Source organism: Paractinoplanes rhizophilus (assembly GCF_042664765.1).
GTDB lineage: Bacteria > Actinomycetota > Actinomycetes > Mycobacteriales > Micromonosporaceae > Actinoplanes > Actinoplanes rhizophilus.
Window position 1 is genome coordinate 1 of the sequence record NZ_JBHTBJ010000042.1, and the last position, 20,444, is coordinate 20,444.

22 protein-coding genes are annotated in these 20,444 nt (G+C 70.5%); 11 read left to right on the forward strand and 11 right to left on the reverse strand.

What is annotated here, in order from left to right; translation table 11 throughout:
- Positions 1-321: 321 nt before the first annotated feature.
- The gene (tyrS, locus tag ACFQS1_RS34020) at positions 322-1,626 is read right to left on the reverse strand and encodes a tyrosine--tRNA ligase (protein WP_378976121.1); all 1,305 of its coding nucleotides are present in this window, start codon (positions 1,624-1,626) and stop codon (positions 322-324) included.
- Between the two features lie 60 nt (positions 1,627-1,686).
- Here tyrS and ACFQS1_RS34025 point away from each other — a divergent pair, with 60 nt between their 5' ends.
- Positions 1,687-2,436: a polyphosphate kinase 2 family protein gene (locus tag ACFQS1_RS34025; protein WP_378976122.1), complete on the forward strand. Its 750-nt coding sequence runs from the start codon at positions 1,687-1,689 to the stop codon at positions 2,434-2,436.
- A gap of 30 nt (positions 2,437-2,466) precedes the next feature.
- Here ACFQS1_RS34025 and ACFQS1_RS34030 read toward each other — a convergent pair whose 3' ends face one another.
- From ACFQS1_RS34030 to ACFQS1_RS34040, 3 genes are all read right to left on the reverse strand, one after another.
- Positions 2,467-2,979 carry a Uma2 family endonuclease gene (locus tag ACFQS1_RS34030; RefSeq protein WP_378976123.1) on the reverse strand — a complete coding sequence of 171 codons (513 nt, stop codon included), beginning with the start codon at positions 2,977-2,979 and terminating at the stop codon, positions 2,467-2,469.
- A gap of 98 nt (positions 2,980-3,077) precedes the next feature.
- Positions 3,078-3,632, reverse strand: a complete 555-nt coding sequence (locus ACFQS1_RS34035; protein ID WP_378976124.1) for a hypothetical protein — start codon at positions 3,630-3,632, stop codon at positions 3,078-3,080.
- Between the two features lie 85 nt (positions 3,633-3,717).
- The gene (locus ACFQS1_RS34040) at positions 3,718-4,350 is read right to left on the reverse strand and encodes a DNA-3-methyladenine glycosylase (RefSeq protein WP_378976125.1); all 633 of its coding nucleotides are present in this window, start codon (positions 4,348-4,350) and stop codon (positions 3,718-3,720) included.
- Between the two features lie 222 nt (positions 4,351-4,572).
- On the opposite strand from ACFQS1_RS34040, the gene ACFQS1_RS34045 reads away from it, so the two are divergent.
- The 7 genes from ACFQS1_RS34045 to ACFQS1_RS34075 all read left to right on the forward strand — a co-directional run bounded on the left by ACFQS1_RS34045 (position 4,573) and on the right by ACFQS1_RS34075 (position 8,982).
- Positions 4,573-5,439, forward strand: coding sequence for a helix-turn-helix domain-containing protein (locus tag ACFQS1_RS34045; RefSeq protein WP_378976126.1), 867 nt, complete (start codon positions 4,573-4,575; stop codon positions 5,437-5,439).
- A gap of 53 nt (positions 5,440-5,492) precedes the next feature.
- Positions 5,493-5,702: a DUF397 domain-containing protein gene (locus ACFQS1_RS34050; protein WP_378976127.1), complete on the forward strand. Its 210-nt coding sequence runs from the start codon at positions 5,493-5,495 to the stop codon at positions 5,700-5,702.
- 118 nt (positions 5,703-5,820) lie between these two features.
- On the forward strand, positions 5,821-6,564 hold the full coding sequence (locus ACFQS1_RS34055) for a CAP domain-containing protein (RefSeq protein WP_378976173.1): 744 nt from the start codon (positions 5,821-5,823) through the stop codon (positions 6,562-6,564).
- A 9-nt stretch (positions 6,565-6,573) separates the two neighbouring features.
- Positions 6,574-7,041 (forward strand): type II toxin-antitoxin system PemK/MazF family toxin, encoded by a 468-nt coding sequence (locus tag ACFQS1_RS34060; protein ID WP_378976128.1) that lies wholly within the window; start codon positions 6,574-6,576, stop codon positions 7,039-7,041.
- Positions 7,042-7,064: 23 nt separating this feature from the next.
- A complete protein-coding gene (locus ACFQS1_RS34065) occupies positions 7,065-7,646 on the forward strand; it encodes a hypothetical protein (RefSeq protein WP_378976129.1) in 582 nt (193 codons plus the stop codon).
- 14 nt (positions 7,647-7,660) lie between these two features.
- On the forward strand, positions 7,661-8,320 hold the full coding sequence (locus ACFQS1_RS34070; RefSeq protein ID WP_378976130.1) for an adenylate kinase family protein: 660 nt from the start codon (positions 7,661-7,663) through the stop codon (positions 8,318-8,320).
- Positions 8,317-8,982 carry a DUF427 domain-containing protein gene (locus tag ACFQS1_RS34075; protein WP_378976131.1) on the forward strand — a complete coding sequence of 222 codons (666 nt, stop codon included), beginning with the start codon at positions 8,317-8,319 and terminating at the stop codon, positions 8,980-8,982. The genes ACFQS1_RS34070 and ACFQS1_RS34075 overlap by 4 nt, the downstream gene beginning before the upstream one ends.
- Before the next feature lie 23 nt (positions 8,983-9,005).
- Here ACFQS1_RS34075 and ACFQS1_RS34080 read toward each other — a convergent pair whose 3' ends face one another.
- The 4 genes from ACFQS1_RS34080 to ACFQS1_RS34095 are packed head-to-tail and all read right to left on the reverse strand — an operon-like array spanning position 9,006 to position 12,886.
- Positions 9,006-9,821, reverse strand: a complete 816-nt coding sequence (locus ACFQS1_RS34080; RefSeq protein WP_378976132.1) for an ABC transporter permease — start codon at positions 9,819-9,821, stop codon at positions 9,006-9,008.
- A complete protein-coding gene (locus ACFQS1_RS34085; protein WP_378976133.1) occupies positions 9,818-10,672 on the reverse strand; it encodes an ABC transporter permease in 855 nt (284 codons plus the stop codon). Before ACFQS1_RS34085 ends, ACFQS1_RS34080 begins: the two co-directional genes overlap by 4 nt.
- Entirely contained in the window at positions 10,669-11,850 is a 1,182-nt protein-coding gene (locus tag ACFQS1_RS34090; protein WP_378976134.1) for an ABC transporter substrate-binding protein, read from the reverse strand. The genes ACFQS1_RS34085 and ACFQS1_RS34090 overlap by 4 nt, the downstream gene beginning before the upstream one ends.
- 7 nt (positions 11,851-11,857) lie before the next feature.
- Positions 11,858-12,886 (reverse strand): ABC transporter ATP-binding protein, encoded by a 1,029-nt coding sequence (locus tag ACFQS1_RS34095; protein ID WP_378976135.1) that lies wholly within the window; start codon positions 12,884-12,886, stop codon positions 11,858-11,860.
- Between the two features lie 169 nt (positions 12,887-13,055).
- On the opposite strand from ACFQS1_RS34095, the gene ACFQS1_RS34100 reads away from it, so the two are divergent.
- On the forward strand, positions 13,056-14,489 hold the full coding sequence (locus ACFQS1_RS34100; protein ID WP_378976136.1) for an MFS transporter: 1,434 nt from the start codon (positions 13,056-13,058) through the stop codon (positions 14,487-14,489).
- Positions 14,490-14,505: 16 nt separating this feature from the next.
- Complete coding sequence (locus ACFQS1_RS34105) at positions 14,506-14,688, forward strand: hypothetical protein (protein ID WP_378976137.1); 183 nt, start codon at positions 14,506-14,508, stop codon at positions 14,686-14,688.
- On the opposite strand, the gene ACFQS1_RS34110 is transcribed toward ACFQS1_RS34105, so the two are convergent.
- The 3 genes from ACFQS1_RS34110 to ACFQS1_RS34120 form a co-directional block, all read right to left on the reverse strand.
- Positions 14,672-15,601 carry a hypothetical protein gene (locus ACFQS1_RS34110; RefSeq protein WP_378976138.1) on the reverse strand — a complete coding sequence of 310 codons (930 nt, stop codon included), beginning with the start codon at positions 15,599-15,601 and terminating at the stop codon, positions 14,672-14,674. The genes ACFQS1_RS34105 and ACFQS1_RS34110 overlap by 17 nt on opposite strands.
- Before the next feature lie 92 nt (positions 15,602-15,693).
- Complete coding sequence (locus ACFQS1_RS34115) at positions 15,694-17,193, reverse strand: MFS transporter (protein WP_378976139.1); 1,500 nt, start codon at positions 17,191-17,193, stop codon at positions 15,694-15,696.
- Between the two features lie 75 nt (positions 17,194-17,268).
- Positions 17,269-17,877 (reverse strand): TetR/AcrR family transcriptional regulator, encoded by a 609-nt coding sequence (locus tag ACFQS1_RS34120; protein ID WP_378976140.1) that lies wholly within the window; start codon positions 17,875-17,877, stop codon positions 17,269-17,271.
- Between the two features lie 199 nt (positions 17,878-18,076).
- Between ACFQS1_RS34120 and ACFQS1_RS34125 the strand changes: the two genes are divergently transcribed.
- Entirely contained in the window at positions 18,077-20,434 is a 2,358-nt protein-coding gene (locus ACFQS1_RS34125) for a putative bifunctional diguanylate cyclase/phosphodiesterase (RefSeq protein ID WP_378976141.1), read from the forward strand.
- The last annotated feature ends 10 nt before the right edge of the window (positions 20,435-20,444 follow it).

Here is a 20,444-nt window from a genome sequence, read left to right on the forward strand (position 1 = left end):
AGTTGCCAAAGGAATCCAAGCCGGATCAAACCGGCCAGGGAAAAAACTACATTTGGCACTGGCTTTACAAGCACCCTGTTGAGTTCTCAAAGAACAACCACACCCGAAGTAAAACCACCCTCGGGGCTTCCGTTCCGACCCGCGAAACAATACACGGTGAAATCCGCGCTCATTCCTCGGGGTCCCCCAGGACGGCCGCTGCGGGCCCTGTAAAGGCCCCGCTCGCTCGCCCGTCTCCCTGGCGGCTCGGGAAACATTACAGGGCACCCCGCCCGGACGCCAAATCGGCCCCCTGCGAACCAGATCACAGCGGGCCGACCGTCAGATAGAGCCTTCAGGCCGGCCATGGGTGGCGGGCGGGGCGGTTGGATGGTAAAAAACCTCGACGCCGGCGAACGACTTCTTGCCACGGCGCAGCACGAGGAAGCGACCGTGCAGGAGCGCGGACGAGGGCGGGACCGCCTCACCGTCCGTGATCCGCTCGTTGTTCAGGTAGGCGCCGCCCTCCGCGATGGTGCGTCGCGCCTCGTTGGCCGAGGCGACGAGTCCCGCCTCCTTCAGCAGCGCGGACAGGGACGGCAGCTCACCCCGTACGGAAAGAAGCCCGGCCTCGGCCAACGCGGACCGCAACGTGCCCGCGGAGAGTGAGTCCAGCGAACCTCGCCCGAACAGCGCCTGCGACGCCGTCACCGCCTGCGACGCCTCGTCGGCGCCGTGCACCAGGGTCGTGATCTCCTCGGCGAGGGCCCGCTGGGCCAGCCGGGCCTGGGGGCGCTCGGCCGTCGCCTTCTCCAGTTCCTCGAGCTCCTCGCGGCTCTTGAAGCTGAAGTAGCGCAGGTACTGCATGACGTCGCGGTCGTCGGCGTTGATCCAGAACTGGTAGAAGGCGTAGGGGGAGGTCATCGCGGGGTCGAGCCAGACCGCGCCGCCCTCGCTCTTGCCGAACTTGGTGCCGTCCGCCTTGAGGACCAGCGGCGTGGTGAACGCGTGCACCGGGCCGGCGCCGCGACGGCGTACGAAATCAACGCCCGCGGTTATGTTTCCCCATTGGTCGGAACCGCCGTATTGCAGGGCGCAACCGTGCCGCACGTGCAGTTGGTAGAAATCGTTGGCCTGGAGCAGTTGGTAGCTGAACTCGGTGAAGCTGATGCCGGTCTCGAGGCGGTTGCGCACCACGTCGCGGGCCAGCATCTTGTTGACCGGGAAATGCTTGCCGACGTCGCGCAGGAACTCGATCACCGAGGTCGGTCCGGTCCAGTCGAGGTTGTTGACCAGCTCGGCGGCGTTCGCACCCTCGTAGGTGACGAACGGGGACAACTGCTCACGGATGCGGTCGACCCAGCCGGCGATCACCTCGGGCGGGTTGAGCGAGCGCTCGCTGGACTCGCGCGGGTCGCCGATCTGCCCGGTGGCGCCGCCCACCAGCAGCAGCGGCTTGTGCCCGGCGAGCTGGAGCCGGCGCGCGGTCATCACCTGCATCAGGTGCCCGACGTGCAACGAGGCGGCGGTCGGGTCGAAGCCCACGTAGAAGGTGATCCCGTCGCCGTTCAAGGCCGCCGTCAGCGACTCTAGGTCGGTCGAATCCTGGATCAAGCCCCGCCACCGCAGGTCGTCTACGAGAGTCACGACAGCGATTCTCCCGCACCCGTCCGTGCGCCGGACACCGGGTTTCGACATGCTGGAGGCATGACTCGCCTGGGTAGCGCCACCGCGCCGATCGACATCTCCAAGAAGAAGGCCGTCACCCGGCTCGAGGAGGCGCAGGACCGCCTGCTGCGGCTACGCCTGATTCTCGGCGGCCAGATCGAGGAGAAGCGGATCGGCCCGCCGCTCACCTGCGTCTTCGAGGGCTGGGACGCGTCCGGCAAGGGCGGGGCCATCAAGCGGCTGGTGGCGCCGCTCGACCCCCGGCACGTGCGGGTCTCCCAGTTCGCGGCGCCGACCTACGACGAGAAGCGGCACCACTTCCTGTGGCGGTTCTGGCCGAAGCTGCCCGGCTGGGGCGGCATGACGGTGTTCGACCGTTCCTGGTACGGCCGGGTGCTGGTCGAGCGGGTCGAGGGCTTCTCGACCAAGGAGCAGTGGCAGCGCGCGTACAACGAGATCGTCGAGTTCGAGCGCACGCTGGTCGCCGAAGGCATGATCATCGTGAAGTTCTGGATGCACGTCTCCGCCGAGGAGCAGCTGCGCCGCTTCGAGGACCGCGCGAACGACCCGCTGCGCACCTGGAAGCTGACCGACGAGGACTGGCGCAACCGCGAGAAGCGGCAGCAGTACGAGGAGGCGGTCGAGGAGATGCTGGAGCGCTGCGACCCGGCGTGGGCGCGGTGGCGGGTGATCCCGGGCGACAACAAGCATTACGCCCGCTTCGCCGTGGTCGAGGCGGTCTGCGACGCGATCGAGGAGGAACTCACCCGGCGCGGCCAGAAGTTCTGACCGATCGGGCCGGGCCGGGCACCGGCTGGGTCAGGCGAGATCGTGCTCCGCCGGCACGGTGTTGAGCAGCCAGGCGAGCGGCATGGTCGCCTGTACCGCGTACTGGTCGCCGGCCAGGCGATGAACCGTGACGGTCTGCGCCGAGTCCTGGTCGACCACCCAGTACTGCGGAATGCCCGCGGAGGCGTACTCGTTCCGCTTGGTCACCGTGTCGGTGCCTTCGGAGCCCGGCGAGATGATCTCGACGACCAGCAGCACGTCATCCACCGCCAGCCAGACGCCATCGGCCTGGGCCTTGCTCCAGACGACGAGGTCGGGGATCCGTCCGCCGACGCCGGTCGCACCCGGAATGCGCAACCCCACCGCCTGAGCGATCCGTTCGGCCGGAACCCCGGCGGCAAGCAGCCAGGCCATGAGCCGGGTCGCGATGATCGCATGGACATACCCCGGCGGCGGCACGACGGAGAGCACTCCCTCTGGGCTGATCTCATAACGGTGGTGCTCATCGGCGGACATCATCGCCGTGAGGTCGTCGAGCGTCACGACCTCAGGCATGTACCTGCCGACAGCCTCTGAGCTCATGCCCGCATCCTACCGATTCCCGTGGCCGCGGCCGCAGGCTCCAGGGTCGACACAGACCCCTAAGCGAGGGGCAGGCCGGCGGACTGGGTGTGGGTGGGCTCGGGGGCGGCGTGGTGGGTGAGCACCGCTCCGGTCATGAAGGTGCCGCCGACGGCCAGGGCGCCCAGGACGCCGAGCGAGATCTGCTGCTCGTGGTCGAGCTGGCGCTGGTAGTCGGCCTGGGTGATGACCGTGATGCGGCCGTTGTGGTCGAGGACGTACTGGCCGTCGCGCATCTCGGCGTTGCCGTTCAGGCCGGCGAAGGCCACGACCACCGCGAGCCAGAAGCCGAAGAACAGCGCGCCGGCGAGCATCGACGCCCAATGCGGGACGTGCGGCGGCACCCAGGAGGTCAGGCTCCAGGCGCGGCGAGGGCTGGTGGTGCGGTAGTACCAGCGGTTGCCGAGCACGCCGGCGATCACGCCGGGCAGCGCGAGCGCGGCGGCGACCAGCACGGCGACCACGGACGGGACCAGCCGGACCCCGGCCAGCAGCGCCGCGATGAGCACCCCGGTCCAGACCACGCCGACCGAGCACATCACGCCGCACAGCGCCAACAACCGATGCGGGATCATCACGTCGGACGCTAGCCGCCCGCCGCCGCCCGTGTGGCCGTTTCGCTCCGGTCGGCCGCACCGAGTGACCAGGGCAGGAGGGCCGTCATGGTGCCGGTTCGCCGGCCGCCTCCGACACTTTCCGGGACCGCGGCGTGTGCCTGCGGTAGGTGCTCACCGTGGGATCACCGGCGATCCAGAAGCGCCACGGCACGTCGTGCGCCGAGGTGACTCCGACGCGGGGGCCGGACGAGATGGCGCCGCGCGGCGACGACGGCGGGGCGAGCGTCGCCGGGCCGGTGCCGTCGATGACCGACGTGGCGTTGGCGCTGCGGTTCACGGCCAGGACCTGCATCAGCTTGGCCGGCCCGGCCGCCAGGTCGCTGTCCTTGCGGGCCGCGGGGCGCCGCCCGCGGGCCGTCTCCAGGCCGTCGACGACCTCGCCGGCCCGCAGCAGCACCGCGGCGGCGCGGCCCTCCTCGCCGCAGACGATGTTGGCGCAGAAGTGCATGCCGTAGATCTGGTAGACGTACAGCCGGCCGGCCGGACCGAACATCACCGCGTTGCGCGCCGTGCGGCCCCGGTGGGCGTGGCTGGCCGGGTCCGCGCCCAGCCCGCTGTACGCCTCGACCTCGGTCAGCCGCACGGTGACCCCGTTGGCGGTCATCCGCCAGCCGAGCAGTTCCCGGGCGGCGGTGTCGACGGCGGTCGCGGGCAGGCTCAGCCAGGAGTAATCCACCCCGCAAGCCAAGCACACCGGCTCGCTACGGCTTTCGCCCCACCGCCCCGAAGATCGACGCTGACCGCCACCTCGTGGGTGTTGCCGGCGGTCGGCAGGCCGGTGCCGATGTAGACCGGCCTAAGAGGATCTTGCCGATTTTGGCATTCACGAACAGCGATCAAGCGAATACTCTGTGTCCCGGATGGGAATCTCGCGAAGAAATTCTCGAAGGGCGCGCGCATGCCAGGCACCGGCTCCACCGTTCCGCGCCGCCAGGTGGGCCGCCTGATGCGCCAGCTCCGCGAGCGGGCCGGCATCTCGCTGCTGGCCGCCGCCGAGGAGCTGGAGTTCTCCCGCGCCCGGATGTATCGGATCGAGAACGGTGAGGTCGCGGTCCGCAAGCACGACGTGATCGCGATGTGCACGGTGTACCGGGCCACGCCGCGGATGACCGAGGTGCTGATCGGCCTGGCCCAGGAGTCGAAGGCGAAGGGCTGGTGGCAGGCGTACGGCGATGTCGTCCCCTCCTGGTTCGAGCTGTACGTCGGCCTGGAACAGGCCGCGCGCCGCCTCCGCTCGTTCGCGCCGACCCTGATCCCCGGCCTGCTGCAGAGCCCGGAATACGCCGAGCACGTCTTCGGCACCTGGCCGGGCGTGCGCCCCGGCGCCGTGACCGTACGCATGGAACGGCAGCGGGTCCTCACCCGCAGTGACCCGCCGGCGCCCGTCCTCGAGGCGATCGTCGACGAGGGCGTGCTGCGCCGCGCGATCCCCGACCGGCTCGGCATGCGCAAGCAACTGGCCCACCTCGTCAACGTCTCCACCCGTCCCAACGTCTGCGTCCGGGTGATCCCGTTCGCGGCCGGGCCGCACAAGGCGGCGAGCTCCGGCCAGTTCACCATCCTCGACTTCCCCGCGGCGGGGGCCGCCTCACCCGAACCGACGACCATCTACTGCGAGACCCTCACCGGCGCGCTCTACCTCGATAAGCTCCCGGAGGTGGAGGCGTACGAATCGACCTGGGCCGAGCTCGAAGCGATCGCGCTGAGCCAGGAGGATTCGGACGACCTCATCGGCTCCGTGATCAAGGAGATCGACGTCGGGTGACCTGACCGGCGGCGCCGGGCACCAGAGGCCGGGCACGAGGAGGGAGACCGACGTTGGGTGACCTGACCGGCGCCGTCTGGCACAAGAGCAGCCGCAGCGGCGGCAACGGCGGCGACTGCGTCGAGGTCGCGGTGAACCTTCCGGGCGTCGTGGCCGTACGGGACAGCAAGGACCGCGGCCGGGCGACGCTGACCTTCAGCCCCGCGCAGTGGCGCTCCTTTCTGGCCGGCGTGCGCGACGGCGAGTTCGACCGGGTTCATTAGGTCTGCGTGATCCCTTTCTTAAGGGCTCTTTAGGTCCCGGGCCGGCGGCCCGGCGCGCACCCATAGTGAACGGCGTTGTCCGCTGCCCGTTCCACTTCCGAGGTGCCCGCCCGTGTCGATGTCCGCTGCCGCCCGTTTCCGCTACACGCTGGTGGCCGGGGCCACCGCCGTGGTGATCGGGACCGGGTTCACAGTCATCGGCCTGAGCCGCCACGCCGAGGCCGAGGCGACCTCCACCACCGTCACCGGCGCCCAGGAGCCGTTGGTTCCGCCGGCCACGGAGGAGCCCCCGGTCTCGCTGGAGCCGGCGCCGTCCGCGACGCCGTCCCCGTCGAAGTCGATCACCCGGGCGCCGAAGAAGGCCACCCCGGCGCCGAAGAAGACCACGCCCAAGCCCGCCCAGTCGTCGAAGAAGGCGATCGCGAGCGTGCCGAAGACCGGCGACGACGTCCTCGACGAGGTCCTCGCGCACATCAACGCCGTCCGCGCCGGGGAAGGGCTCTCGCCGCTCACCCTCGACGCCGACCTCTCGAAGGCGTCCGCCCTGCACACCAAGCTGATGATCAACGGCTGCGGCCTCGAGCACCAGTGCTCGGGCGAGTCCGGGCTCGGCGAGCGGTTCAGCGCCCAGGGCGTGCAGTGGTCGTCGGCCGGGGAGAACATCGGCTTCGGCTCCAGCGGGTCCAGCGAGGCGCAGATCATCAAGGCGGCGAACGGCCTCACCGACAGCATGCTCGCCGAGGTCCCGCCGAACGACGGGCACCGCAAGAACCTGCTCAACAAGGGCTTCAAGCGCATCGGCCTGAGCATCGTGCGCGACGCCAAGGGCATCACCTGGATGACGCAGGACTTCGTCAACTAGTTTGCTGCGGTGGCCAACATCCTCAAGTCCCTCTTCCGCAAGAAGCCCCCGACTCCCCGACCCCCCAAGCAGGCAACGCCCCGGCCCCCGAGGCATTTGCCCCGGCCGAGCGGGCGGCACCTGGAGTACTCGCCGAACCTCGACGGCGACGCCGACCCCGGCGAGATCGTCTGGACGTGGGTGCCCTACGAGGACGACCCGGCGCAGGGCAAGGACCGCCCGGTGCTGGTGGTCGGCCGCAACGGCCACGACGTGTACGCGCTGATGCTCTCCAGTCAGAGCGAGCGCGACGGCCGGCGCAACTGGCTGGCGCTCGGCCCCGGCGCCTGGGACCGCGAGCAGCGGCCCAGCTGGATCCGGCTCGACCGGGTCCTCGACATCGACGGCGACGGCATCCGCCGGGAGGGCGCGATCCTCGACCGGGCCCGCTTCGACCGCGTCGCCGCCGTGCTGCGCCGGGATTATGGGTGGGCCTGACCGGCGCCGGATAGTTTTGTGCCATGAGCGACGGCGTCATGGTGGGTTTCGGTGGCAAGCAGGCGTGGCTCGCGGTGGCCGGCGCCGAGCCGGTGGCCGTGCTCGAGGCGCTGGGCCTGCGTGATCTCGGCCCGGTGCCGTGGCGCGAGGGCATCGACCTCGCGCACCTGACCGACGACCGGGTGGCGGTGACCCCGCCGCTGCCCGGCGCGCGCGACACCGCCTGGGTCCTGGCCACCGGCCGCCGGCTGCTCCTGCAGCCGGCGGCCGTCGACGTGATCGGCCTGTCGGCCGCCCTCGGCACCGAGGTGCAGTCCTTCGCGACCCACCGGGTGACCGAGCTGCACCGCTGGCAGCGGGCGTCGCGCGGGGAGTTGATCCGGGCTTTCGGGTACGTCGGGCAGACCGGCGAGGTGACCTCGTGGCACGGCGAGCCCGGCCCCGCCGAGCGCGACGCCGGCCTGCCCGCCCGGCTCGACGAGGACACCGTTGTGCTGGTGGGCGAAAAGGACGTGCTCAGGGTCGCCGATGCCTGGAGCATTGACCCGACGACGTTGACCGGGCGCCCGGCGCCCGGCCCGCTGCGACTCGGCGCACCTGACTGAGAGAGGGCAGACCGATGCGCAAATACGTGATCATGGGGGTGCAGGGCAGCGGCAAGGGCACGCAGAGCCAGCTGCTCTGCGACGACCTCGACCTGGTGCACATCTCGGTGGGCGACATCTTCCGCTGGAACGTTCAGCATCACACCAAGCTCGGCGCCCAGGTCCGCCGCATCATGAACGCCGGCGAGCTGGTCAGCGACGACCTGGTCGAGCAGATCGTCCGCGGCCGCCTCGACGAGCACGACTGGAACTTCGGCTTCGTCATCGACGGCTTCCCCCGCAACGGCCGCCAGGCGGAGTTCTTCATGGAGTCCTACGACATCGACGGCGTGATCCACCTGGAGCTGCCGGAGGACGAGGTGCGCCGGCGGGTGCTGAGCCGCCGGCTCTGCCCGAACTGCGGCATGGACTACAACCTGATCGCCGACCGCCCCGAAGAGGAAGGCCGCTGCGACATCTGCGGCCACGAGCTGATCACCCGCGCCGACGACACGCCCGAGGCGCTGGACGCCCGCCTGCGGGACTACAACGAGAAGACCCGCCCGGTGCTGGAGCTCTTCCGGCGCAAGGAGTTCGTCCACGACATCGACGCCCGCCCGCCGGCGGAAGAGGTGCAGGCCAAGATCCGCGCCGCCCTCAACCTCCCGGCCTACCAGGCGGAGAAGCCCTCATGAGCGGCGACTACCCACCCTCGGTCAACACCGTCGGTCAGATGGTGCCCTCGGCCCGGCGGGTGCGGGCGACGCTCGGCGCGCGGGTGGTGGTCGACACCCAGCGCGCCGTCTACGTCTGGGAGCATCCGGCCTATCCGCAGTACTACCTGCCGATCGAGGACGTCGAGCCGGGGCTGGCCGCGGCGGCGAAGATCCACGTGCACGGCCTGGTGCGGCTCGAGTGGGAGGCGGTCGACGCCTGGTTCGAGGAGGACGAGCAGATCTTCGGACATCCGCGCAGCCCGTATCACCGGGTGGATGCGCTGCGGTCGAGCCGGCGGGTGCGGGTCGAGCTGGATGGGGTGGTGCTGGGAGAGTCGTCCTCGCCCGTCTTGTTGTTCGAGACGGCGCTGCCTACCCGGTATTACCTGTCGCGCACCGATGTGGACATGGGTGTGCTGGAGCATTCCGACACCGCGACGCTGTGTCCGTACAAGGGCCGGACCAGCGATTACTGGTCGGTGCGGACGCCGGGTGGGTGCTACTCGGATTTGGCCTGGTCGTATGCGTTTCCGTTGCCGGCGGTGGCGGCGATTGCGGGGTTGGTCGCGTTCTACAACGAGAAAGTGGATTTGGTGGTCGACGGGGAGGCACGGGAAAGGCCGGTTACGCCGTTTTCGTGAGAATGGCCCGTGCCGGGTGTTCGTTACGTGCGGCTGGCGCCTGCTTCGGGGCCGGCCAGGCGCTGGGCCAGCCAGACCGGTATCACGGACAGGACGATCAGGATCGCCGCTACCACGTTGACCACGGGGGCCTGGTTGGGGCGGAACAGGTTGTTGAAGATCCAGATGGGCAGGGTGGTGATGCCGGGGCCCGCGGTGAACGTGGTGACGATGATCTCGTCGAACGACAGGGCGAAGGCCAGCAGGCCGCCGGCCAGCAGGGCGGAGCGGATCAGCGGGAACGTCACGTACCGGAAGGTCTGGCGCGGCGTTGCGCCCAGGTCGGCCGACGCGTCCTCCAGGCTGGTGCCGGTGCGCCGCAAGCGGGCCAGCACGTTGTTGTAGACGGCGACCACACAGAACGTGGCGTGGCCGACGATCACCGAGAACAGGCCCTTGCCGATCCCCAGCGGCTCGATGATCGAGCGCCACGCCGAGTCCAGCGCGATGCCGGTGACGATGCCGGGCAGCGCGATCGGCAGCACGATCAGCAGGCTCAGGGTGTCGCGGCCGAAGAACTTGAAGCGCTGGACGGCGAAGCTGACCATCGTGCCCAGGACCAGCGCGATGGTGGTGGCGCCCAGGCCGGCTTTGACCGAGGTGAGCAGGGCCTGCCGGGCGCCGGTGTTGGTCCAGGCGGCCGACCACCAGCGGGTGGTGAAGTCGTGCGGGGGCCAGCCGAAGGTGCGGTCGCCGTTGAACGAGTTGACCAGCACCAGCAGCAGCGGCACATAGATGAACACCAGGCCGAGGGCCATGAACAGGCGCAGCGCCCAGCGTGCCCATGGGGACAGCGTCACAGCTCCTCCAGGGCGCCCGAGCGGCGGACCGCGATCAGGTAGATGACCATGACGGCTACCGGGATGGTGGCGATCGCGGCGGCGAACGGCAGGTTGTTGGCGGCGCCGATGTTCGCGTACACGAGGTTGCCGATCATCTGGGTCTTGCCGCCGACGATCTGGACCGTGATGTAGTCGCCCAGCGACAGCGAGAACGTGAAGATCGAGCCGGCGAAGATCGAGGGCACCAGGATCGGCAGGACGATCGCGCGGAACGTGCGGCCGGCCCGCGCGCCCAGGTCGGCCGAGGCCTCCAGCATGGAATCGGGCAGCCGCTCGAGGCCCGCGTAGACCGGCAGGATCATGTACGGCAGCCACAGGTACGACAACACCAGGACCACCGCGAACAGGCCGTAGCCGGGTCCGTGCCCGGGGCCGCCGAGCAGCCAGTCCACCGGGCCGCCGTTGGCCAGCAGCACCCGCCACGCGTACACCTTGACCAGGTAGCTCGCCCACAGCGGGGTGAGGATCGCGATCACCAGGAGCCGGCGGGACCGGGGCGAGGCAACCTTGGCCATGAAGAAGGCCATCGGCACGGCGAGCACCACGCAGATCACGGTGACCGCGGCCGCCACCCCGATGCTGCGCAGGGCGACGGCGCGGTAGACGTGCTCGGTGACCAGCGTCCGGAAGTTGTCCAGGCTGAACACCTTGACCAGGTCGCCGGTGAAGCTGTTGACACTCCAGAACGCGGAGATCAGCAGCACGGCGAGCGCCCCCAGGTAGGCGACAACAAGCCACAGCAGCGGGGCCGACAGCAGCGCGGCCAGCCGTACCCGGGGGTGCCGGTGCAGGAAGGAGCCTCGGCTCATCCCTTGATCGTCGTCCAGGCCTGGGTCCAGGCCGAGTAGTCCTTGCAGGTCACGTCCTTGCGCCCGTCGAGGCACTGGGCGATCGGGGTGGTCCAGTACCAGACGTTGGAGAAGTACGCCTCGTCCTCGGCGTGGAACGTCGCGCAGTGGTTCTTGTCGGCGGTTTCGGCGCAGGACAGCTTGTTGGCGGGCGCCTCGCCGAACCACTCGGCGACCGCGGCGTTGGCCTTGGGCGAGATGATGTGGTTCATCCACAGGTAGCCGCAGTTCGGGTGCTTGGCCTTCGACGAGATCATCCAGGTGTCCGACCAGCCGGTCGCGCCCTCGGCCGGCAGGATCGCCTCGACCGGCGCCTTGTCGGCCTGGGCGAGGTTGGTGATGATCTGCCAGGTGGTGCCGAGCACGGAGTTGCCGGCCTTGAACGCCTGCACCTCCTTGGTGTAGTCGGACCAGTACTCGCCGATCATCTTGTTCTGCTCGGTCAGCAGGTCGGTGGCTGCCTTGAACTGGGTGTCGTCCAGCGCGTACGGGTTCTTGATGCCCAGCTCCGGCTTGGTCTTCATCAGGTACAGCGCCGCGTCCGCGATGTAGATCGGCGAGTCGTACGCGGTGATCTTGCCCCGGTAGGGAGAGGCCGCGTCGAAGACCGCGCCCCACGAGGTCGGGGCCGGCTTGACCACGTCGGTGCGGTACATCAGCAGGTTGGCGCCGCGGCCGTGCGGCACGCCGTAGGGCACACCGTCCACCGAGTTCCACTGCTTGTTCTTGAGGCCGTCGAAGACGTCCTGGTAGTTGGCGATCAGGTCGGTGTTGACCGGCGCGACGTCGCCGCCGTAGATCAGCCGCAGCGACGCGTCGCCGGAGGCCGAGACCACGTCGTACTCGCCGGTCTTCATCAGCGTGACCATCTCGTCCGAGGTGGCCGCCACCTTGTTGTTGACCTGGCAGCCGGTCTCCTTCTCGAAGCCGGACACCCAGTCGACCTTGGGATCGGTGGAGCCGTCCTCGACGTAGCCGGCCCAGGAGATGATGTTGACCGAGCCCTCGCCGGCGCCGAGCGCCGACAACTTGTCGACCTTCGGGACCGACAGGCCGCCGGGCCCGCTGCCCGAGCTGCCGTTGTCGTCGCCGCCACCGCAGCCGGCGAGCACCAGCACGCCCGCTGCCAGGGTTGCCACCAAATATCTATGCCGCATCCGCGTTCTCCTTTGAACCGGGGATCTCGATGACGTGCTCCTCGCGCCAGGCCAGATGGACCGGCTTCCCCCGCAGTTCGGCCAGCGCGGCGGTGCCGGTGCGCTGGTTCTGCTCGACGACCGTCATCCGGGCGCCGGCGTCGAGGTCGACGACGTAGCGCGTGACCGGCCCCGCGTAGATCACCTCGGCGACCGTGCCCGGAATGCCGGCCTCGGCCAGCGTGATCTTCTCGGGCCGGACCGAGAAGGTCCCGCGCCGGCCCAGCAGCGCGACCGCGACGTCTCCGGTCAGGAGGTTGGAGGTGCCGACGAAGCCGGCGACGAACGGCGTGGCGGGCTGCTCGTACACCGACTCGGGGGTGCCGACCTGCGCGATCCGGCCGGCGTCGAAGACCGCGACCCGGTCGCTCATGGTCAGCGCCTCGTCCTGGTCGTGGGTGACGAAGACGAAGGTGATCCCGACGTCGCGCTGGATCTGCTTGAGCTCAACCTGCATCTGCTCGCGCAGCTTGAGATCGAGCGCGCCGAGCGGCTCGTCCAGCAGCAACACCTTCGGCCGGTTCACCAGCGCCCGGGCCAGGGCCACGCGTTGCCGCTGCCCGCCGGACATCTCGCTGGGCTTGCGAGAGGCAAAGCCGTTCAGCCGTACGGAGGCCAGCGCGCTCTCGGCCCGCTCCCGGCGGTCCCGGCGCGGCACTTTGCGGACCTTGAGCCCGTATTCGACGTTCTCCAGCACCGTCATGTGCGGGAACAGCGCATAGTCCTGGAACACGGTGTTCACGTCGCGCTCGAACGGCGCCCGGGAGGTGACGTCCCGGCCGCTCAGCTCGATCGTCCCGCTCGTCGGCAGCTCGAAGCCGGCGATCATCCGCAGCACCGTGGTCTTGCCGGAGCCGGACGGCCCGAGCATCGAGAAGAACTCGCCGTCGGCGATCTCGAGGTCGATGCCCGCGACTGCCTCGACCGAGCCGAAGGACTTCCGCAGCCCGGTCAGCTTGATCGCGGGGGTGTCACTCATCACGCGGCCCACCGATCCGGGCCGGCATCTGCATCACGGGACCTCCGGTGGCGCGCTGTGTTGCAGCACACGGTATGGGCCGCCGCCGACGGTCGTAAATAGATCCCGTCCAGATCTTTACCCGGTCGCGGCGGGGCGGGGACCGCGGAAGGAGGTAGCTTGGCTTCACGTGCCAGGTAACTCCGTCGGACTGCGGTCCGAACGCGGCCCCGTGCTCGCCGCCGTCATGCTCGCCACCGCGCTGGTCGCCATCGAGGGAACCATCATCGCGACCGCGGTGCCCTCGATCGTCGACGACATCGGCGGGTTCGCCGAGTTCCCCTGGCTGTTCTCGATCTACCTGCTCGCCCAGGCGGTCTCGGTCCCGATCTACGGCAAGCTCAACGACCTGTTCGGCCGCAAGCCGGTCATCCTCTGGGGCATCGGCCTGTTCCTGCTCGGCTCGATCATGTGCGGCGTGGCCTGGTCGATCTGGCCGCTGATCGCCTTCCGGGTGGTGCAGGGCCTCGGGGCGGGCGCGATCCTGCCGACCACCATCACCATCGTCGGCGATCTCTACAACGTCCGCGAGCGCGCCCAGGTCCAGGGCTACGTGGCCAGCGTGTGGGGCATCGCGTCGGTCGTCGGGCCCGCCCTCGGCGGCGTCTTCAGCGAGTACGTCTCCTGGCGCTGGATCTTCTTCGCCAACATCCCGCTGTGCCTGCTGGCCGCCGCGATGATCGGCCGCGGCTTCCACGAGCGGGTCGAGCGCGGCCACCCGGTGATCGACTACAAGGGCGCCGGCCTGCTGGCGCTGGGCCTGGCCCTGGTCATCCTCGGGGCGCTGGAGGGCGGTCAGGCCTGGGCGTGGGACTCCCCCGCGAGCATCGCCGTCCTCGGCGTCGGTCTCGCGTCGCTGATCGGCTTCGCCCTGGTCGAGCGCACCGCCCCGGCGCCCGTCCTGCCGCTGTGGATCTTCCGGCGGCGGCTGCTGGTCTCGAGCGGCCTGATCTCGGTCGGCATCGGCGCCGTCCTCTACGGCCTGAGCTCGTACATCCCCACCTACGCGCAGGACGCCCTCGGCGCCGGCCCGCTGGTGGCGGGCTTCGCCCTGGCCACGCTCACGCTGGGGTGGCCGGTGTCGGCGAGCCAGGCCGGCCGCATCTTCCTGACCCTGGGCTTCCGCTGGTGCGCCGCCATCGGCACCACCCTGGTGCTGGCCGGCAGCCTGCTGCTGCTGACGCTGGACGCCGGCTCGGCGGTGGTCACCGTGGCCGCGATCTGCCTGGTGATCGGCCTCGGCATGGGCCTCACCGCGTCGCCCACGCTGATCGCCGCCCAGTCGAGCGTGGGCTGGGCCGAGCGCGGAGTGGTGACGGCCAGCAACATCTTCCTGCGTTCGCTCGGCAGCGCCGTCGGCGTCGCCGTCTTCGGCGCGATCGCCAACGCCACGATCGGCTCGGACCACCCCTCCCCCGCCGTCCTGACCACGGCCGTGCACCGCGTCTTCGTCGGCATCGCGCTGGTCTCGGTGGCCATGTTCGCCCTGTCGGCGCTGATCCCGCGCTCGGCCGACGACGCCATCACCGCCACCCGCGCTCCCGAACCGGCACCGGCCGAATAACTACGCGGCCATCGCCGTGCTCGGCGAGTCCGGCATGCACGGGCTCACCCACCGGCGGGTCGACACGGCGGCGGGCGTGCCCGCCGGCCCCACGCTCGGCGGGCCCATCGCGGCGTTGCTGCTGACCATCGCGGGGCGCACCGCCACGCTGCCCGAGCTGTCCGGTCCGGGCGCCGCGCTGATCAGCACTCGTCCGTGATGTCGAGGGAGTGGTCGGCCTCCAGCAGCGCGTTCGGGTCTTCGGAACCGCTCGGGCGCGGGGCCGCCTCGGGGCGGGTCGGCGCGAGCAGGCCGCGCCGGGCGGCGGCGCAGTCCACCCACGCCGAGTAGGACTTGCTGTCCCCGGCCCACATGCCGCGATCCCCGGCGCGCAGGTTCTTCGCCGTCGGGAACTCCCAGGTGATCTCGGCGTGCGCCGCGGCCAGCGGATGGTCGGGGCCCGCGAAGGCGTACACGAAAATGAAGTTTGTCGTCACGCGCAGCGTGCGAAGGCCGCCGACCACGGCGGAGTTGTAGGTCATCCGCCCGCTCACCCGCGGCTCCTCGCCCGGATCGAGCCGCACCGACGGATCGATCCAGGTGGCGACGCCGCTGAACTTGCGGTTGTCGAACCAGCCCGCGGCCGGCTTGCGCTGGCCGGGCGCCAGCAGCGCGATCAACCGCGACGGATCGTGCCCGGTCAGCATCATGTCGTCGAGGCGGCCCGCGATCAGCGCCTTGCGCACCTGCTTGAGGGCCTTGTCGACCTCCGCTGCGGTGAAGCCGGTGACGGCGGCGGCCTTCGGCAGCGTGATGCCGGCGGCTCCCTTGGGGTATCGCGCCGCCGGAGTGCCGGCGAACGGGTCCGTCGGGGTGGCGCTTTCCGACGTGGTCACGGTGATGCCGCTGGGCACGCCGGCTTTCGGGTACGTGTCGTCGGCGGCGCCCGGCTCGGCCGCGAACATCCTCGGCACCGCCAGCGCCAGCAGCCCCGCCAGCACGACTCCGGTCAGCACCCACGGGCCTTTCCGCGCGATGCCGCTCCACCGTCGCTTGCGCCGCTCGCGGCGCTCGGCCTGCTGCGCCCAGTCGGCCAGTTGCGCGAACGGATCCGGTGTCTCGTCGCCCGCCATGTGTCCCCCGCCAGGCCCCCGTCGATGTGACGGGCATCATTATGACCCGGCGGGACGGCGCGGCCCCGCACCAGGGCCGCGCCGCCGCGACGTCAGGCCGCCACGGGCACCGCCTCGGTCGAGGCGACCTCCTGGCGACTGGCCTTGACCAGCGCCAGCGCGATCAGCGCCGCCGCACCGATCACCGCCGCGCTGACCCAGAACGCGACCGTGTATCCGTGCACCACCGCCGCCCCCTGCACGGCCGGGAGCTGCGATCGGTCCGCGGCGTGGCCGGCGATGTAGCCCGCCACCGCCGACGTGAAGATGGTGTTCAGCAGGGCCGTGCCCAGCGAACCGCCGATCTGCTGGGTGGTGTTGATCAGGGCGCTCGCCACGCCGGCGTCGTGCTCGGCGACGCCGACCAGGGCGGTGTTGGACATCGGGCCGAACGTCACGCCCATGCCGAAGCTGATGATCAGCTCGGCCGGGAAGACGTGCGTCCAGAAACCGGTGTCCAGGCCGATCCGGGTCAGCAGGACCATGCCCGCCGCCGCCAGCAGCATGCCGGCGAACATCAGGACCCGCGGGCCAACCCGGGTGAGCATCTGGGCCGAGAAGCCGGCGCCTAGGACGATGCCGAACGCGAACGGCAGGAACGCGACGCCGGTCTCGAGCGCCGAATACCCCAGGGTCAGCTGCAGGTAGTAGGTGAGGAACAGGAACACACCGAACATGCCGGCGCCCATCAGCAGCGCGGAGAGATACGAGCCGCCGCGGTTGCGGTCGAGGACCACGCGCATCGGCAGCAACGGGTGCGACGAGCGGACCTCGATCACCACGAAGGCGACCAGCAGCACGGCCGCGGCGACCAGGAAGCCGATCGTGGTGGCCGAGTCCCAGCCGTCACTGGCGGCCTTGGTGAAGCCGTAGACCAGGGCGACCAGGCCGCCGGTCGAGGTGATCGCGCCGGGCAGGTCGTAGCGGGTGTTGCCGGCGGCGCGGCTCTCGCCGACGAAGCGCAGCGCGGCCACCGCCGCGACGATCGCGATGGGCGTGCTGACCAGCAGGGTCCAGCGCCACGAGGCGTACTCGGTGAGGACCCCGCCCAGGAGCAGGCCGACCGCGCCGCCGCCACCGGCGATGGCGCCGTAGACGCCGAACGCGCGCGCCCGGTCCTTGGCCTCGGTGAAGGTGACCGTGAGCAGCGACAACGCGGCCGGCGCCATCAGCGCGCCGAACCCGCCCTGCAGGGCCCGGGCGGCGAACAGCGTGCCCGCGTTCTGGGCGAGGCCGCCGAGCGCCGAGGCCGCCGCGAAGCCGAGCAGGCCGATGATGAAGGCCCGCTTGCGGCCGGTGAAGTCGGCGATCCGGCCGCCGAGCAGCAGCAGGCCGCCGAACGCCAGGGTGTACGCGGTGATCATCCACTGCCGGTTGGCGTCGCTGATGCCGAGGTCGGCCTGGGCCGTGGGCAGCGCGATGTTGACGATCGTGGCGTCGAGCACGATCAGCAGCTGGGAGACCGCGATGACGGCGAGCGCCAGCCACTTGGATCCCGATTTTTCCGGTATATCGGGTAGGCCGGAGGCGGGCGAGGTCACGGAAGTTGACATGGACACAGAAATCCCCCTAAAAGGGCACGCGGAGATCGCCCACGGACCGCGGGCTGGAGAAACCGGGAGCGGGGTCTAGGGCCGCGGCTCGCGAGTGAGCAGCGGCAGGATGATGTCGTCGACGATGTGCGCGATGAACGCGTCGTCGAGCGGCCGGCCGAAGGCGAAGCAGTGCATGAACAGCACCGCGGGCACGATCTCGTCGATCAGCCGGGCGTCGTACCCGGGCCTGATCTCGCCGCGCTCGGCGGCCCGTGCGCAGATGGCTTCCGCGAACGGCACCTTGGACTCCCGCATGGCGCGCAGCTCGGCGGCCAGGTCGGGGTCGGTGTGCATGGCCATGAACAGGCCGGCCAGGAGCGGACCCTCGACCCCGGTGACCGCCGCACCGATCTGGCCGAACCACGACACCAGGTCGCCGCGGAGGCTTCCGGTGTCGCGGGGCGGGGGGTCCTGCACCTTGCAGCACTGGACGGCGTCGACGACCAGGCCGGCCTTGGTGGGCCAGTGCCGGTACAGGGTCGCCTTGCTCGCCTGGGCCCGCGCGGCGACGGCGTCGACGCGCAGCCCCTGATAGCCCGTCTCGCCCAGCAGCTCGAAGGCGGCGCGCAGGATCGCCTGCTCACGTTCCCCGTCGAGCTTGCGGGAACGGCCGGCCGCGGTGACGGTCGTCTGCTCAGCCATGCCTTCCCCCCGTCCTGACAGCCATGCGAAACGAAACTGTTTCGTACACTAGCGCTCCCGACTCCCGATGGCGATCTCCGGAGCCGATTGTGACCCAGCCAACGGCAGCGGCGCCTACCCGGCTGGGCGAGCGCCGCGGCACCCGAACCGCACCCCGCGCACTACTCATCCGGGCCGCGGCCGCACCGAATTGACAACCATGTCCGCCACCCTCCTCCGCCGGCCCGGCGGCGTGATCGCTCTCGCGCTCGCGTTGTTCGGTTTCGAGACGTTCTGGGTGCTCGCCGGGTGGGAGCACGAGTGGTCCTACCCGATCATCGGGTGGCCTCCGGTCGTCGCGATGTCGCTGCTGTCCGCGTACGCGTGCCGGCGCGTCACCCGGAGCCCGGGCCTCGCCGCGGCAACCAGCCGGTTCTGGCGCTCGCTCGCGCTCGCCTCGGGCGTGCTCGCGATCGGCGAGATCACCAACGCCTACGACAGCCTCTCCGGCCCGGAGCCGACGCAGGACATCAGCCCGGTCAGCATGGGTCTGCTGCTCGTCGTGGTGATCGTGATGATCTGGGCACTGCTGCGGTTGCCGGCCTGGCAGCGCACGCGCGGCGACTGGGCCCGGTTCGGGCTCGACGCGGGTGTCCTCGTGATCACCAGCGGTGGCCTGCTGTGGCGCTATCGGCTCGGCCTCGACGACCGGTGGACCGCGCAGAACACCGCGATCCTCGCGGTCTGCGGCCTCGCCCTGATCGCCATGATCGCCATCGTGAAGGTGGCGTTCGCGGGCGCGGGCGAGATCGACCGCCGCTCGCTGCACCTGCTGCTGATCGGCGTGGTGCTGTCGGCGGCGAACGGCGCGCTGGCGCCCGCCCTGGCCGAGCGGCCCTATCTCAACGCATCGTTCATCGCCGGTCCGGTCGCCACGCTGTTCACCATCCTGGCCGCCGAACGGCAGCGCCGCACCGGCGCCGCGCCGATCACGCCGGCGACGATGGCGCCGCGGATCAGCGTTCTGCCCTACCTGGCCGTGGCGGCCATGAGCGCCGTCCTGATCAGCGCGGAGTTCGACGACGGCGTCGAGCAGTTCGGCACCGCCCTCTGCGTGGCCGCCCTCACCGCGCTCGTGGTGATCCGCCAGGTCAGCGCGCTGCGCGACAACCGGCGCCTGCTGGAGACGGTCGACGCCAACCTGGCCCGGCTCCAGGAGTACCAGACCGAGCTCGACCACGAGATCAGCCACGACGCGCTCACCGGCATTGCCAACCGGACGCTCTTCGCCGAGGAGGTCCGGTCCCGGCTCGCCGGCGGCGCGTGGTTCCACGTGGCGCTGCTCGACCTGGACGACTTCAAGGTCATCAACGACCGGATGGGGCACGGCATGGGCGACGCCCTGCTGTGCGCGGTCACCTCCCGCCTGCACGAGAAGCTGCGCCCGGGCGACTTCCTGGCCCGGCAGGGCGGCGACGAGTTCACGCTGCTGCTGGTCGGCCTTTCCGACGAGAACGCGGCCCGCCTGCTGCGGGACATCCTCGAGCGGGTGCAGGAGCCGCTGTCGCTCAACGGCCAGGACATCGCGCCCCGCGTCAGCATCGGCGTGACCACCGCGCGGGCCGGCGACACGCCCGAGGAGCTGGTCCGCCGCGCCGACGTCGCCATGTACGCCGCCAAGAACACCGGCGGCGGGCGCTGCACCTGGTTCGACCCGATCATGGATCAGATCGCCGACGCCGACGCCCGGCTCGCCGCCGACCTGCGCCAGGCCATCGCCCGCGACCAGCTGTTCGTGCTCTACCAGCCGATCGTCGAGCTGCCGCACGGCCGGCTCGCCGGGGTGGAGGCGCTGGTCCGCTGGCGGCACCCCACCCAGGGCCTGGTCTCGCCGGGGGTCTTCATCCCGCTCGCCGAGCGCAACGGCTACATCGTCGAGCTGGGCCGCTGGGTGCTCCGCGAGGTCGTGCGGCAGGCACGCGAGTGGGAGCTGACCTACGGCGACGACGCGCCCGGGAAGGTGAGCGTCAACATCTCGGCCCGTCAGCTGCGCGAGCCCGGCTTCCCGGCCGAGGTGGCCGAGCTGCTGCGCGACTCCGGCCTGACGCCGCACCGACTGGTCGCCGAGGTCACCGAGACCGCGGTGCTGGGCACCGGCGAGGGGCTGCACGCCGTCCGGGCCCTGCACGCGCTGGGCCTGCGGGTGGCCCTCGACGACTTCGGCACCGGCCAGTCGTCGCTGAGCCTGCTGGTCGACTGCCCGGTCAAGATCCTGAAGGTCGACAAGAGCTTCGTCGACGGCGTGGCGGACCCCGCGGCGCAGACCGCGGTCGCCGACGGCGTGACCGAGGCCGCGGAGCGGGCGGTGATCGTCGACGGCCTCATCGTCATCACCCGGGGCCTGCGGATCGAAGCCGTCGCCGAGGGCGTCGAGACGGCCGGACAGGCGGATCGGCTGCACCGGATGGGGTACCGGTTCGCGCAGGGTTTCCACTTCGCGAGACCGATGCCCGGCCCCGACATCGCCCTCCTTCTGGGTGTCATCCCAGCCGGTAGGAAAGTCGACAATCTCCACTGATTTAGTGGAC